Origin of the sequence: Sphingomonas sp. AX6, assembly GCF_902506605.1 — a bacterium.
Classification (GTDB): Bacteria; Pseudomonadota; Alphaproteobacteria; order Sphingomonadales; family Sphingomonadaceae; genus Sphingomonas.
This window is the reverse complement of sequence record NZ_LR733979.1, coordinates 2,591,761-2,605,941: the sequence shown is the minus strand read 5'-3', so window position 1 is coordinate 2,605,941 and position 14,181 is coordinate 2,591,761. Positions and strand designations below refer to the sequence as shown.

The window sequence follows — 14,181 nt, the reverse complement described above, 5'->3', positions numbered from 1 at the left end:
GGTCAACCGGGTTTTTGCGTCAATTGCGGTCAATCTGCCCACGCCGCGTCGTCGATGTGCAATTCGGCGGCTGGACGGCTGCCCCAATCATCGATTTTCGCACGGCCTGCGAGCCACAGGCGACGGTGTTTGGGCGCACCGAGCAGCGCCATGCCGAGATCGGTTTCGGCCTGGCGGAACGCGACGGCTTTCAGGCTGCGGCCGTCCTCTCCGACCACGATCGCGCGGACATGGCCATTGCCGACGACATCAGCCTTGAGGATGCGAACGGGGCCTGCGGCGACGCGCGGCGCGGGCCAGCCCATGCCGTAGGGGCCTCCGGCTTCCAGCGATTCGACCAGCAGCGGGTTGACCCCGCCGGGTGCCAGTACCGCGTCGAGCAGAAGCGCGCGTCCTTCCATCGATTTGGCGACCCCTTCGGCAAGCCGTTCGTCGAGAAAGGCAGTGAAGGCTTCGATCTGGTCGGTATGGATGGTCAGACCGGCCGCCATCGCGTGCCCGCCGCCTGCGACCAGCAGGCCGTGTTCCTTGGCCGACAATACGGCTTGCCCAAGATCGACACCGCTGATCGATCTGCCAGATCCCTTGCCTATGCCGGCCTCGTCGATCGCGATGACGATGGCGGGACGACCGAGTTTTTCCTTCAGCCGCCCGGCGACGATGCCGATGACGCCGGGGTGCCAGCCTTCGCCTGCGATTACGGCCACTGCGCGGTTGCCGGTTTGCGCCGCGATCAATTCGGCGCTGGCCTGAACCTCAGCCTCGATCGCACGGCGTTCTTCGTTCAACCGGTCGAGTTCCTCGGCGATGTCGCGTGCTTCCTGCGGGTCGGTGGTGGTGAGCAGCCGCACGCCGAGATCGGACTTGCCGACGCGTCCACCCGCGTTGATCCGCGGGCCAAGCGCAAAGCCAAGGTCGGTGCAGGTCGGCGCGCGGGTCAGCCGCGATGCCTGGATCAGCGCGTTCATGCCGATGTTACGGCGCTGCGCCATCACCTTCAGCCCCTGCGCCACGAACGCACGGTTCAGGCCGCGGAGTTGGGCGACGTCGGCGACGGTGCCCAATGCGACGATGTCTAGCAGGTCGATCAGCTTTGGTTCGGCCCGCGTCGCGAACCAGCCACGCGTGCGCAGCAGGCGGACCAGCGCCGCGCCGAGAAGGAACGCGACCCCGACCGCGGCCAGATGACCGTGTGCCGCGCCTTCGCCTTCGTCCAGGCGGTTCGGGTTGACCAGCGCCAGTGCCTTGGGAAGTTCGGCGGCGCATTTGTGGTGATCGACGACGATCACGTCGGCATTGGCGGCTGCCGCCATGTCGAGCGCCTGAAACGCCTGCGCGCCGCAATCGACGGTGACGATCAGGTCGGCCCCGTCGCGTTTGAGCCTGACCATTGCCTCGCCCGAGGGGCCATAGCCCTCCATCAGCCGGTCGGGGATATAGGGGCTGGCGTCGTGGCCGAGCTGGCGTATCAACAGGATGAGCAATGCGGCGGAGGTCGCGCCGTCGACATCGTAATCACCGAACACGACGATCTTCTCACCAGCCGCCACTGCATCGGCGAGACGCTCGGCGGCGCGGTCCATGTCGCGGAAGATCGAGGGGTCGGGCATGAAGCCGCGGATGGTTGGCGTGCGGTGCGCGTCAAGGTCTTCGCGCGAACAACCACGGGTCAGCAGCAATTGAGTGATGAGGTCGTCGGGGGCGAAACCCGGATCGCGCGCGTCCGCCGCGAGGCCACGCCAGTGCCAGGGCTGGCCGAGAATGGAGCGTTCGATGTTGAGGACGAGGCGGGACATGGGGCAGCTTGTAGCGGGTGCGCTGGGGGTGTCTCCATAATTCCTCCCCCGCTGGGGGAGGAGTTTTACGGAATCACCGCAGCCACGGCCCTTCGCGGAACCACTTCGTCACGATATATTTGGTGCCCGCGACCACGGCCATCCCCTCATGCAGCGTGTTGGGGTTTGCCGATCCATCCGGCCGCATGTTGTTCCAGGCGAGCAGCAGGCCGGGCTTGGGCTTCATCCGAATGCCCGCTTGCGGAAACCAGGTCGCGCCGCCCTGTTCCACTTCGTTCAGAAAGATCATCGCCGTCCAGGTGCGCTGGCCGCCCTCCGCGAGCATCCGCGCCCAATAGCCCTGATCCTCGTGGAAATAATCATGATGCGCGCGGAACTGCTGCCCCGGTCTGTAGCGCTGGCCTTGCAACGTCTCGCCATGTTCAAGCGGGATGCCGAGCAGATGCGCGACCTTTTCATCGATCGCGCGAATTTTGGGATCCCAACGATCGAGATCGCTCGAATCGCTGGTGCGGAAATCGGGATCGGGAGAATCGGTGAGCAGCGTCGAGCGGCGGCAGCTAGCGTCGATGCTGGCGATCAGCATCCGGCATTCTGGCTTGGTCAGGAATTCGGGGATATAGAAAATATCCGCGCCGTCGACTTTCGCACGTTTGGCGGCGGGATGCCCCTCCAGCCGTTCGACGCCGGTCTTGCCGAATTTCGCGCGCAGCGGCGACGGGGGGCCGCTTTGATCCTTCCACTTGGTCATGGCGTGCAAAATGTCGCGCTCGCCATGAAAAGCAAGAGGCCCGACAGCTTTCGCTGCCGAGCCCCTCCCCGTGACGATCGTTTCCCTGGCCTACCAGAAGATATCGTGTTCGACGTCGACCACCATGCCCGATCGCGTATCGATCAGCAGCGCGTCGTTGTAATAGCGCACCCACTGATACGGGTAGTACGCCTCGGGCAGGCGATAGGTGTAGGGATCGTTGATCCAATATTGGTTCGCGAACAGCATCGACCCCAGCGTGATCCCGATCGAGAAGCGCTGATAGCCATAGCGATAGTTACGCGGGGCGTAATAACGCGGCAGGCGATACACGTTGCGGTTTATCTGGCGATGGTTGCGCCAGTTATACCGGTTGCTCTGACGCCATTGGCGATCCCAGCGCCGGTCTTGCCCGAAATCCTGCCGGTCGCCGCGGCGATCCTGGCGGAAGTCCTGACGATCGCCGCGACGATCCTGCCGGAAATCGCGCGTATCTTCACGGCGTTCCTGCCGAAATTCGCGACGGTTGATTTCGCCCTGACGGAAATCCTGACGATTGTCGCGGCGGTCGTTGCGCAGTTCGCTCCGGTCGCCGCGCAGTTCTTGGCGGAAATCGCGGCGATCTTCGCGGCGTTCCTGACGGAATTCCTGACGCGGCGGTTGCGCGTTCCCGCGCCAGTTCTGGCGGTTCTGATTAGCGACTGCAGCCGGACGCGTTTCGCGACGTTCGACGCGTTGCGCCTGCCGCTGTTGACGGACCTGCTGGCGTTGCTGAACGACCGCCGGGTTCGCCCGACGTTCGGCCTGGCGTGCCTGGCGCACAGGATTGGCCTGACGCTCGGCTTGGCGAGCCTGGCGGGCTGGATTGGCCTGACGTGCAGGGGCGGCCTGGCGCTGTGCTTGTCGGGCCTGACGCGCCTGCTGGCGTTGCTGCACCTGTTCGGCACGCGGGCCGCGATTGCCGCGTTCGCCACGATCCTGCGCCAGTGCGGCGGCGGGGACCAGTGCGGTCGCGCCGATCAGCGCGATCAATAGGGACTTTCTCATTTTGCCTTCTCTCCGCTCACCGGCGCATCGAGCCGGCCCTTAGGATGAAGCCTTTCTACGCTGAGTCGAGTGATCGCTGGCTGAACTCGCCTGTCAGCCAATTGAAAGGAATCGTTACCGGGGAACAACGAGCGCGGGGACGTCGCGCGCGGCTTCCTCTGGCTCGATGCCGGGGCGGGGGGCGGGGGCAACCGTCTCGTCGCCCGCCGAAATGCGGATTGCCTGCTGAATTGCTTCTGCCAGCCGAGGATAGATGCCGCAGCGACAGATATTGGTAACGACGCGCTCGATTTCCTCCTGCGCGGGACGGGGGTTCCGCTTCATCAGCACCGCCATGTTCATGACGATGCCGGGAATGCAGAAACCGCACTGGACGACGTTGGAGGCGAGCAATGCCTGTTGCATCGGATGGGTGCGGTCGCGCGAAAGCCCCTCGATCGTGGTGACGAAGGTGCCCTCGGCAGCCTCAAGCGTGAAGCGGCAGCTTTTGACGGCCTGCCCATCGACATCGACGATACACGCGCCGCAATCGCCGTTGCCGCACGCATATTTGGTGCCGGTCAGGTTGGACGCGTCGCGCAGCGCCCAGAGCAGCGGAGTCTCCGCGGGCATGAGATATTCGACGGGCTGGTTGTTGACGGTCAGGCGCGGCATTTGCGTGGCTTAGCGGGCTGGGGGGATTTGGGAAATGGTAACGTATCGCTGCCCATCCCCTCCCAATGTCCGTCGCCCCAGCGAAAGCTGGGGCATCAAGCAGTAAGAGAACGACGCCGGATCGCTTCATTGCCTAACATCCCAGCTTTCGCTGGGATGACGTAAAGGGAAGCGAAGGCAGGCGTTACTCCCGCCAGCTTTTGTCCTTGCGATCGACCAGCCGCACCATCGCTGCGAAGTCGGCCGCACCCGGCCCGCCCGGCACCTGCGCCATGTGGAGGTCACGCTGGTGGACCGCGACGACCTCGTCCGCGACCATCAACGGTTCGCCCATGCCCAATGTCGCGACCTGGATCTCGCAGGCGCGTTGCAGCGACCAGTGCTTGATGAACGCCTCGGGCAGCGTCTTACCCATCACCAATATGCCGTGGTTGCGAAGCAGCATGACGCGTTTATTGCCCAAATTGGCCAGCAGCCGCTCGCCTTCCTCGTCGCGCACCGTCACGCCTTCGAAATCGTGATAGGCGATTTGCCCTGCGAAATTGCAGGCGTAGAAATTGGTGGGTCGCAATCCGCCTTCGACCGAACTCACCGCCATCCCTGCCGTGGTGTGCGTGTGCATGATGCAATGCGCGTCGGGCAGATGCCGGTGGAACAGCGCGTGCTGGACGAACCCGGCGCGATTGACGGGGTAGGGGCTGTCGTCGAGCTTGTTGCCGTCGATGTCGATCTTGACCAGGTTCGACGCCTTCACCTCGCTGAAGTGCAAGCCAAACGGGTTGATCAGGAACGCGCCGTCCTCGCCGGGGATCTTCAGCGTAATGTGGTTGTAGATCATTTCCGACCAGCCGAGATGATCGAACACGCGGTAGCAGGCGGCGAGCTGCTGGCGCGCTTCGTGTTCGGCGTCCGAAATCCGGGTGTCGGGTTTGAAGGCGGTGGCCACGGCGTCTCTCCGATATTTTCGTGAAACGAGTATGCCACGCCGCCACCCAGACGTCACCCCCGTCTAACTTTGAGGTTGATCCGGCGCGCACGGCCCTTCAGGGAGAATCCCAAAACATGAACGAAAGTAAGGCGAGGGCGATGTCGTCAACGATTCAGGAACTCGAACGCAAGCGCGCCGGTGCCAAGCTGGGTGGCGGGCAAAAGCGCATCGACGCGCAGCACGCCAAGGGCAAGCTGACCGCACGCGAGCGGGTCGAGGTGCTGCTGGATGAGGGATCGTTCGAAGAGCTCGACATGTATGTCGAGCATAACTGCGTCGATTTCGGGATGCAGGATCAGGTGATCCCCGGCGACGGGGTGGTCACCGGTTCGGGCACGATCAACGGGCGTCTGGTGTTCGTGTTCAGCCAGGACTTTACCGTATTCGGCGGATCGCTGTCCGAGCGGCATGCTCAGAAGATCTGCAAGATCATGGACATGGCGATGAAGGTCGGCGCGCCCGTGATCGGCATGAACGATAGCGGCGGCGCACGGATTCAGGAGGGCGTCGCGTCGCTGGGCGGCTATGCCGAGGTGTTCCAGCGCAACGTGCTGGCATCGGGCGTGGTGCCGCAGATCAGCGTCATCATGGGGCCGTGCGCGGGGGGAGCGGTCTATTCCCCGGCGATGACCGACTTCATCTTCATGGTGAAGGATTCGAGTTACATGTTCGTCACCGGCCCCGATGTGGTGAAGACGGTGACCAACGAGGTCGTGACCCAGGAGGAACTGGGCGGCGCGGTGACGCACACCACCAAATCGTCGGTCGCCGACGTCGCGTTCGAGAACGACATCGAAGCGCTACTCGCCGCGCGCGATTTCTTCGATTTCCTGCCCGCGTCCAACCGCGACGCGGTGCCCGAGCGTCCGACCGACGATCCTTGGGATCGCATTGAGGACAGCCTCGACACGCTGATTCCGCCCAGCGCCAATCAGCCCTACGACATGCACGAGCTGATCCGCAAAGTCGTGGACGAGGGCGATTTTTTTGAGCTGCAACCGGCGCATGCGGGCAACATCATCATCGGGTTTGGCCGGATCGAAGGGCGTAGCGTCGGCATCGTCGCCAACCAGCCGATGGTGCTGGCCGGATGCCTGGACATCAATTCTTCGAAAAAGGCTGCGCGCTTCGTCCGCTTCTGCGACGCGTTCGACATTCCGATCGTGACCTTCGTCGATGTGCCCGGTTTCCTGCCCGGCGTCGGCCAGGAGCATTCGGGGATCATCAAGCATGGTGCCAAGCTGCTGTTCGCCTATGCCGAAGCGACGGTGCCCAAGATCACGGTCATCACCCGCAAGGCCTATGGCGGCGCGTATGACGTGATGGCGTCGAAGCATCTGCGCGGCGATCTGAACTATGCCTGGCCGACCGCCGAGATCGCAGTGATGGGCGCGAAGGGCGCGGTGGAAATCATCTTCCGCGGCCGTACGCCGGAGGAGATCGCCGAGCGGACCGCGGAATATGAAGCGCGCTTTGCCAACCCTTTTGTGGCGGCGGCGAAGGGATTCATCGACGAGGTGATCATGCCGCATTCCACGCGGCGGCGCGTGGCGCTGGGGTTAAGGAAGCTGCGGGGCAAGCAGCTTGAGAACCCGTGGAAGAAGCATGACAATATTCCGTTGTGATGTTGGTCGGGGCGTTATGGATTGTCCTTGCCATTGTGCTCTCGTGGAATGTCTGGCTCGCTCTACGCTGCGGGTACGTGTTCGGGCGGTGGGGCAAGATTGATCGATCTGTCGCTCCAAAGCGTTTCCGGGTGACGTTCGGAATCAGCCTGTTTGGCGCACCGTTGTTGCTTGTTGGAGGACTACTCCTGATGTTGGACATGGTATGAAACTCGGCCGCCTCAACCATATCGGCGTCGCCACGCCTTCGATCGAAACGTCGGTCGCCTTCTACCGCGACGTGATGGGCGCGAGCGTCATCCATGAACCCTTCGACCTGTCCGCGCAGGAGGTGAGGGTGTGCTTCGTCGATACCCCCAACACGCAAATCGAGTTGATCGAGCCGCTGGGCGCGGAATCGCCGATCCACGGCTTCCTCGCGAAGAACCCGAATGGGGGGCAGCATCATCTTTGCTACGAAGTGCCCGACATCCATGAAGCCAAGGCGTGGTTCGAGGCGAAGGGCGCGCGGGTGCTGGGCGAGCCGCGGATCGGCGCGCACGGGACGCCGATCTTCTTCGTTCATCCCAAGGACATGGGCGGGGTGCTGACCGAGATTATGGAGACGCCCAAGGACGGGCATTGAGCACCGAAACACCGTTTGTGCTGAGTAGAGGCTGAGCGCAGTCGAAGGCTCGTATCGAAGCATAGCGGCAGACGACGATCCTTCGATATGCCGCTTCGGCTTCGCTCAGCGGCTACTCAGGACAAACGGTTTGGGGTGTGAAGATTGGGAAACAAACAAATGGCCAGTTACGAACATATCCTGACCGAACGGCGCGGCGATGTGCTGGTGGTCACGCTCAACCGGCCCGACCGGCTGAACGCTGCGCCGCCTGCGCTGTTCGACGAAATCCGCGACGCGATCGCCACTCTGGATGGCGCGCGCGCAGTGTTGTTCGCGGGTGCGGGCAGGGCTTTCTGTTCGGGTGCGGACGTTGCGGGCGGGGCGCTGGGAATGGACAATCCGGGCGAGACGACGTTCGCTGCGCTGATCGAGCATTACAACCGCACGATGCTGGCGATTGCCGCGCTGGACGTGCCAGTGGTGAGCGCAGTGCGCGGACCTGCGGCGGGGATCGGGTGTAGCCTGGCGCTGGCCGCCGATTTCTGTGTCGCGAGCGAGACCGCTTATTTCCTTCAGGCCTTCGTCAATATCGGGCTGATCCCTGATGGCGGGGCAAGCTGGATGTTGCCGCGGCTGATCGGCCGTGCTCGCGCGGCCGAGATGATGCTGCTGGGCGAGCGGGTGCCCGCGGCCAAGGCGCTGGACTGGGGCATGATCCACAAGGTCGTTGCCGACGATGCACTGGACGCGGAAAGCTTTGCGCTGGCCGAGCGGCTGGCAGCGGGGCCGACGCGGGCGCTGGGGGCGATGCGACGCGGGCTGCACGATGCGCTTGAGCTGAGCTATGCCGATGCGATGACGCGCGAGGCGGAGAACCAGCGCGACATGCGCGGCACTGCGGACGCGATGGAGGGGGGCATGGCGTTCCTCCAGAAGCGCAAGCCTGAGTTTAAGGGCAACTGAAATTCCCCTCCCGCTTGCGGGAGGGGTTAGGGGAGGGGATGTGGCTTGAATGGACAAGTCCTCCCCCGACCCCTCCCGCAAGTGGGAGGGGAGAAGGAAAAGAGATGACCGACAAACCCACCCCCGCCGACTGGAAGGCGCTCGCGGACAAGGAAGTGAAGGGCCGTGATCTTGACTGGCAGACGCCGGAAGGGATCACCGTCAAGCCGCTCTACACCGCCGAGGATGTCGCCGAGCTCGACCCCGGCCTGCCGGGTTTCGCGCCGTATACGCGCGGGGTGAAGGCATCGATGTATGCGGGGCGGCCGTGGACCATCCGCCAATATGCCGGTTTCTCTACTGCCGAGGAATCGAATGCCTTCTACCGTCGCAACCTGGCCGCCGGACAGAAGGGGCTTTCGGTCGCCTTCGATCTCGCCACCCACCGCGGTTATGACAGTGACCATCCGCGCGTCACCGGCGATGTCGGCAAGGCGGGTGTGGCGATCGACAGCGTCGAGGACATGAAGATCCTGTTCGACGGCATCCCGCTCGACAAGATGAGCGTGTCGATGACGATGAACGGCGCGGTGATCCCGATCCTGGCGTTCTTCATCGTTGCGGGGGAAGAGCAGGGGGTCGACCGCAAGCTGCTCGACGGGACCATTCAGAACGACATTCTGAAGGAGTTCATGGTCCGCAACACGTACATCTATCCGCCCGAACCATCGATGCGGATCATCTCCGACATCTTCGGCTACACGTCGCGCGAGATGCCCAAGTTCAACAGCATCTCGATCTCCGGCTATCACATGCAGGAGGCGGGGGCGACGCAGGTGCAGGAGCTTGCCTTCACCATCGCCGACGGCATGGAGTATGTGAAATACGGCGTCGCCTCGGGTCTCGATATCGACAAGTTTGCAGGACGCCTGAGCTTCTTCTTCGCCATCGGCATGAACTTCTTCATGGAAATCGCCAAGCTGCGCGCCGCGCGTGTGCTGTGGCACCGGGTGATGACGCAATTGGGCGCGCAGGACGAACGCTCTAAAATGCTGCGCACCCATTGCCAGACATCGGGCGTGTCGCTGACCGAGCAGGACCCTTACAACAACGTGATCCGCACCACGGTGGAGGCGATGGCGGCAATGCTGGGCGGCACGCAAAGCCTGCACACCAATGCGCTGGACGAGGCGATTGCGCTCCCCACCGATTTCTCCGCGCGGATCGCGCGCAACACGCAGATCGTGTTGCAGGAAGAGACGGGGATGACCAACGTCGTCGATCCGCTCGGCGGCAGTTTCTATATCGAGAGCCTGACCCAGCAACTGGTCGATCAGGCCTGGGAAATCATAGAGAGGGTCGAGGCTGAAGGCGGCATGGCGAAAGCGGTCGCGGCGGGCTGGCCCAAGGCGATGATCGAGGAAGCCGCCGCTGCACGTCAGGCGCGGGTGGACCGCGCGGAGGATGTGATCGTCGGGGTGAATAAATACCGTCTGCCCAACGAAGACCCGATCGACACGCTGGAGGTCGACAACGCCAAGGTACGGCGCGGCCAGATCGAGCGGATCGAGCGCGTGCGTGCGTCGCGCGACGAGGCGGCGTGCCAGGCAGCGCTCGATGCGTTGCGTGAAGGGGCGAAGGGCGAGGGCAATTTGCTCGCGCTCGCCGTCGAAGCTGCCCGCGCCCGCGCGACGCTGGGCGAAATCTCCGCTGCGATGGAGGATGTGTTCGGCCGCTACGGCACCCAGCCGACGCCGGTAAAGGGCGTCTATGCTGCACCCTATGCCGGGGATGCGCGCTGGCGTCAGGTGGTCGAAGGCGTACAGGCGGTCGAACGCCGCATGGGGCGCAAGCCCAAGCTGCTGGTCGCCAAGATGGGACAGGACGGGCATGACCGCGGTGCGAACGTCATTGCTTCCGCATTCGGAGACATGGGCTTCGATGTGGTGTCGGGGCCTTTGTTCCAGACGCCCGACGAGACGGTGGTGCTGGCGCTCGAAAGTGAGGTCGATGTGGTCGGCGCGTCGAGCCTGGCGGCGGGTCACAAGACGCTGATCCCCGACCTGATCGAAAAGCTGCGCGAGGCCGGGCGCGGCGATATCAAGGTAATTGCGGGCGGCGTGATCCCGCAGCGCGACTATGACTATCTGCGCGACGCGGGCGTTCAGGGTATTTATGGACCGGGATCGAATGTGGTGGAGTGCGCGGCGGACGTGCTGCGGCTGCTCGGCCATAATATGGCACCGGCGGAGGAAGTGGTGGAATGACAATGCAACTCTCGGAACGTGCTCCCGCGAAGGCGGGAGCCCAGGGCGAAGAGCGACTCGTTTGCGACCCTGGACCCTCGCCTGCGCGGGGGTACGATGAGGGAGAGCAATGGTCGCGCGAAAACATCGCCGCGCTCTTCGACCTGCCCTTCACCGAACTCGTGTTCCGCGCGGCGGAGGTCCACCGCGCGCATCATGCCCCCAACGAAGTTCAGCGCTCGACCCTCCTGTCGATCAAGACCGGCGGCTGTCCCGAGGATTGCGGCTATTGCAACCAGTCGGCGAAGCACGGCACCGACCTGACGGCGTCGAAGTTGATGGATGTCCGCGCGGTGCTGCAGGCCGCGGCACAGGCGAAGGACAACGGCTCGACCCGCTTCTGCATGGGTGCGGCGTGGCGCAATCCCAAGGATCGCGACATGGGCGCGATCGTCCAGATGGTGGAGGGCGTGCGCCAGATGGGGATGGAAACCTGCATGACGCTGGGGATGCTGACCCCCGATCAGGCGCGACAGCTCGCCGATGCGGGGCTCGATTACTACAACCACAATATCGACACTTCGCCCGAGAATTACGCCAATGTTATCTCGACGCGGACGTTCGAGGACCGGTTGGATACGTTGGACAATGTGCGGGGCGCGGGGATCAACGTGTGTTCGGGCGGGATCGTCGGGATGGGCGAGACGCGCGGCGACCGCGTCGGCTTCATCCATGCGCTCGCCAACCTGCCGACGCCGCCGGAAAGCGTGCCGATCAACGCTCTGGTGCCGGTGAAGGGCACGCCGCTAGGCGACATGCTTGCCGATACGCCGCTGGCGAAGATCGACGACATCGAATTCGTCCGCACCGTCGCGGTAGCGCGCATCACCATGCCGCGCAGCATGGTCCGGCTGAGCGCGGGGCGGGAGAGCATGTCCGATGCGACGCAGGCCTTGTGCTTCGTGGCGGGCGCGAACTCGATCTTCACCGGCGACAAGCTGCTGACCACTGGCAATGCGGGCGACGACAAGGACGCGGCGCTGTTTGCCAAGCTGGGGATCGTGGCGCTGGCGGCGGAACCGGCAACAAAGGAACGCTCATGCTGCCCAGTCTAATCTTGATGCTGATCGCCGTGCCGACGCAGAACTGCGCCAACGCGAACACGCAAATTGAAATGACGCGGTGCGCAGGGCGGGAGTTTCAGCGCGCGGATGCCGTGATGAACGCGCAGTGGCGCGTGACCAATGCCGCGATGAAGCGGCGCGACGCGCAGGATACCTCGCGGGGCGGAGGTTTCGGCTATGCAGGATCGCTGCTCGAAAGCCAGCGCGCCTGGCTCAAGTTTCGCGATACGCAATGCGTGGTCGAGGGCGGGCAATATGCGGGTGGGTCGATGCAGCCGATGGTGCAGACGCAGTGTCGAACCCGGCTGACCAACGCGCGTACCGACCAACTCAAAAACCTGATCCGGAGCCGCTGAGTGTTCAAGAAAATCCTGGTCGCCAATCGCGGCGAGATTGCGTGCCGCGTGTTCCGCACGGCCAAGCGGATGGGGATCGCGACGGTCGCGGTCTATTCGGACGCCGATGCGCGCAGCCTGCATGTGCTGATGGCAGACGAGGCGGTTCGGCTTGGTCCGGCACCGGCGGCGGAAAGCTATCTCAAGGCCGAGTTGATCCTGGAGGCGGCGAAGGCGACGGGGGCGGATTGCATCCATCCCGGATACGGGTTCCTGTCCGAACGTGAGAGTTTCGCCAAAGCGTGTGCGGAGGCGGGGATCGCGTTCGTCGGCCCGCCGCCGAACGCCATTGCGGCGATGGGCGACAAGATCGAATCCAAGAAGCTAGCCAAGCAAGCGGGCGTCAACGTCGTCCCCGGCTTCGTCGGCGAGATTCGCGATACCGAGCATGCGGTCGAGATCGCGAACGGCATCGGCTATCCGGTGATGATGAAGGCGTCGGCGGGTGGCGGCGGCAAGGGGATGCGGCTTGCCTGGGGCGAAGCCGATGTCCGCGAAGGGTTTGAGGCGACCAAGCGCGAGGGGCTCGCCAGCTTCGGCGATGACCGCGTGTTCATCGAAAAGTTCATCGAAAGCCCGCGACACATCGAAATCCAGATCCTGGGCGATCAGCACGGCAACATCGTCTATCTGGGCGAGCGCGAATGCTCGATCCAGCGGCGGCATCAGAAGGTTGTGGAGGAAGCGCCTTCCCCCTTCGTCACGCCGGAAATGCGGAAACGAATGGGCCAGCAGGCGGTCGCGCTGTCGCGCGCGGTTGGCTATTATTCGGCAGGTACGGTCGAGCTGATCGTGTCGGGCGCGGATACGAGCGGGGAGGGGTTCTATTTCCTCGAAATGAACACCCGGCTTCAGGTCGAACATCCGGTGACCGAGGCGATCACCGGCCTCGATCTGGTCGAACAGATGATCCGGGTGGCTGCGGGCGAGACGCTGGCATTCGGTCAGGACGATGTGAGGCTGAACGGCTGGGCAGTCGAGAACCGCGTCTATGCCGAAGACCCGTATCGCGGGTTCCTGCCCAGCACCGGACGGCTGGTACGCTATGCGCCGCCCGCTGCGCAGGGCACGCCCTATGGCGACGCCGCGACCGACGCCTATACCCGCGTCGACGACGGCGTGCGCGAGGGCGGCGAAGTCAGCATGTTCTACGATCCGATGATCGCCAAGCTGATCACCTGGGCACCGACGCGTGAAGAGGCGATCGACGCACAGGTCGAGGCGCTCGACCGGTTTCGGATCGAGGGGCTGGGCCACAATGTCGACTTCCTGTCCGCGCTGATGCAGCACCCGCGCTTCCGGTCGGGGGAGATCACGACAGGCTTCATCGCCGAGGAATATCCTGAAGGCTTTCAGGGCGCACCTGCGGATCCGGAATTGCTGCGCAACCTTGCGGCTGTTGCCGCCACGCTTGCTTGCCGAACCGCGATGCGTGCGGGTGAGATCGAAGGTCAGTTGGGCAACGGGGTGGAGCCGCCGCTGCGCTGGCAAGTCGCGCTGGGCGACGCGGTGTTCGACGCCGATTTGAGCGATCAGCTCGACACCATCCTGATCGACGGCATGCCGGTCACGGTGCGGCACGACTACGTGCCAGGAGCCGGCATGTTGACCGCGACCGTCGATGACGCGGTGCTTTCGATCACCGTCGCGCCCGTGCGCGGCGGGTTCAGGCTGACGACGCGGGGTGCGAGCCATGCCGCACGCGTGCTGCCCGCCCACATCGCGCCGCTTGCCCGCCACATGATCGAGAAGGTGCCGCCCGATACGTCGAAGCTGCTGCTGTGCCCGATGCCGGGACTGCTGACGCAACTCCATGTCGGTGTCGGCGATACGGTCGAGGCGGGACAGCCGCTGGCGGTCGTCGAGGCGATGAAGATGGAGAACATCCTGCGCGCAGAAAAGGCGGGCACGGTCAGCGCGGTCAATCATGCTCCGGGCGACAGCTTGGCGGTAGATGCGGCGATCCTGGAGTTCGAGTAAGCAACTGCGCCTAGCTTCAGCCGAAC

13 protein-coding genes are annotated in these 14,181 nt (G+C 64.0%); 8 read left to right on the top strand and 5 right to left on the bottom strand.

The features are described 5' to 3' along the window. Positions 1–29: 29 nt before the first annotated feature. The 3 genes from recJ to ENHY17A_RS14775 form a co-directional block, all read right to left on the bottom strand. On the bottom strand, positions 30–1,796 hold the full coding sequence (recJ, locus tag ENHY17A_RS12545; RefSeq protein ID WP_159713182.1) for a single-stranded-DNA-specific exonuclease RecJ: 1,767 nt from the start codon (positions 1,794–1,796) through the stop codon (positions 30–32). A gap of 73 nt (positions 1,797–1,869) precedes the next feature. Next, complete coding sequence (locus tag ENHY17A_RS12540; protein ID WP_159713180.1) at positions 1,870–2,547, bottom strand: prolyl hydroxylase family protein; 678 nt, start codon at positions 2,545–2,547, stop codon at positions 1,870–1,872. 90 nt (positions 2,548–2,637) lie between these two features. Continuing rightward, a complete protein-coding gene (locus ENHY17A_RS14775) occupies positions 2,638–2,880 on the bottom strand; it encodes an RcnB family protein (RefSeq protein WP_236547942.1) in 243 nt (80 codons plus the stop codon). A 54-nt stretch (positions 2,881–2,934) separates the two neighbouring features. Between ENHY17A_RS14775 and ENHY17A_RS14770 the strand changes: the two genes are divergently transcribed. Beyond that, positions 2,935–3,582, top strand: a complete 648-nt coding sequence (locus ENHY17A_RS14770; RefSeq protein WP_236547941.1) for a hypothetical protein — start codon at positions 2,935–2,937, stop codon at positions 3,580–3,582. Between the two features lie 126 nt (positions 3,583–3,708). On the opposite strand, the gene ENHY17A_RS12530 is transcribed toward ENHY17A_RS14770, so the two are convergent. Then, positions 3,709–4,248, bottom strand: coding sequence for a (2Fe-2S)-binding protein (locus tag ENHY17A_RS12530; RefSeq protein ID WP_159713176.1), 540 nt, complete (start codon positions 4,246–4,248; stop codon positions 3,709–3,711). A 184-nt stretch (positions 4,249–4,432) separates the two neighbouring features. Next, positions 4,433–5,194 (bottom strand): class II aldolase/adducin family protein, encoded by a 762-nt coding sequence (locus ENHY17A_RS12525; protein ID WP_159713174.1) that lies wholly within the window; start codon positions 5,192–5,194, stop codon positions 4,433–4,435. A 140-nt stretch (positions 5,195–5,334) separates the two neighbouring features. On the opposite strand from ENHY17A_RS12525, the gene ENHY17A_RS12520 reads away from it, so the two are divergent. The 7 genes from ENHY17A_RS12520 (at position 5,335) to ENHY17A_RS12490 (ending at position 14,155) form a co-directional block, all read left to right on the top strand. Beyond that, positions 5,335–6,861, top strand: coding sequence for an acyl-CoA carboxylase subunit beta (locus tag ENHY17A_RS12520; protein ID WP_159713172.1), 1,527 nt, complete (start codon positions 5,335–5,337; stop codon positions 6,859–6,861). A 205-nt stretch (positions 6,862–7,066) separates the two neighbouring features. Further along, the gene (gene mce, locus ENHY17A_RS12515; RefSeq protein ID WP_159713170.1) at positions 7,067–7,486 is read left to right on the top strand and encodes a methylmalonyl-CoA epimerase; all 420 of its coding nucleotides are present in this window, start codon (positions 7,067–7,069) and stop codon (positions 7,484–7,486) included. 159 nt (positions 7,487–7,645) lie between these two features. Further along, on the top strand, positions 7,646–8,431 hold the full coding sequence (locus tag ENHY17A_RS12510; protein WP_159713168.1) for an enoyl-CoA hydratase-related protein: 786 nt from the start codon (positions 7,646–7,648) through the stop codon (positions 8,429–8,431). Positions 8,432–8,535: 104 nt separating this feature from the next. Then, on the top strand, positions 8,536–10,677 hold the full coding sequence (scpA, locus tag ENHY17A_RS12505; protein ID WP_159713166.1) for a methylmalonyl-CoA mutase: 2,142 nt from the start codon (positions 8,536–8,538) through the stop codon (positions 10,675–10,677). Then, on the top strand, positions 10,674–11,771 hold the full coding sequence (gene bioB / locus ENHY17A_RS12500) for a biotin synthase BioB (protein WP_236547940.1): 1,098 nt from the start codon (positions 10,674–10,676) through the stop codon (positions 11,769–11,771). The genes scpA and bioB overlap by 4 nt, the downstream gene beginning before the upstream one ends. Next, the gene (locus ENHY17A_RS12495) at positions 11,756–12,136 is read left to right on the top strand and encodes a lysozyme inhibitor LprI family protein (RefSeq protein WP_236547938.1); all 381 of its coding nucleotides are present in this window, start codon (positions 11,756–11,758) and stop codon (positions 12,134–12,136) included. Before bioB ends, ENHY17A_RS12495 begins: the two co-directional genes overlap by 16 nt. After that, positions 12,137–14,155 carry an acetyl-CoA carboxylase biotin carboxylase subunit gene (locus ENHY17A_RS12490; protein ID WP_159713164.1) on the top strand — a complete coding sequence of 673 codons (2,019 nt, stop codon included), beginning with the start codon at positions 12,137–12,139 and terminating at the stop codon, positions 14,153–14,155. Positions 14,156–14,181: the final 26 nt, after the last annotated feature.

Excerpts from the sequence above, each read along its gene's own strand:
- ENHY17A_RS12540 (WP_159713180.1), bottom strand. The coding sequence starts at position 2,547 with ATGACCAAGTGGAAGGATCAAAGCGGCCCCCCGTCGCCGCTGCGCGCG.
- ENHY17A_RS12495 (WP_236547938.1), top strand. The coding sequence starts at position 11,756 with ATGCTGCCCAGTCTAATCTTGATGCTGATCGCCGTGCCGACGCAGAAC.
- scpA (WP_159713166.1), top strand. The coding sequence starts at position 8,536 with ATGACCGACAAACCCACCCCCGCCGACTGGAAGGCGCTCGCGGACAAG.
- ENHY17A_RS12530 (WP_159713176.1), bottom strand. The coding sequence starts at position 4,248 with ATGCCGCGCCTGACCGTCAACAACCAGCCCGTCGAATATCTCATGCCC.
- ENHY17A_RS12520 (WP_159713172.1), top strand. The coding sequence starts at position 5,335 with ATGTCGTCAACGATTCAGGAACTCGAACGCAAGCGCGCCGGTGCCAAG.
- recJ (WP_159713182.1), bottom strand. The coding sequence starts at position 1,796 with ATGTCCCGCCTCGTCCTCAACATCGAACGCTCCATTCTCGGCCAGCCC.
- bioB (WP_236547940.1), top strand. The coding sequence starts at position 10,674 with ATGACAATGCAACTCTCGGAACGTGCTCCCGCGAAGGCGGGAGCCCAG.
- ENHY17A_RS12510 (WP_159713168.1), top strand. The coding sequence starts at position 7,646 with ATGGCCAGTTACGAACATATCCTGACCGAACGGCGCGGCGATGTGCTG.
- mce (WP_159713170.1), top strand. The coding sequence starts at position 7,067 with ATGAAACTCGGCCGCCTCAACCATATCGGCGTCGCCACGCCTTCGATC.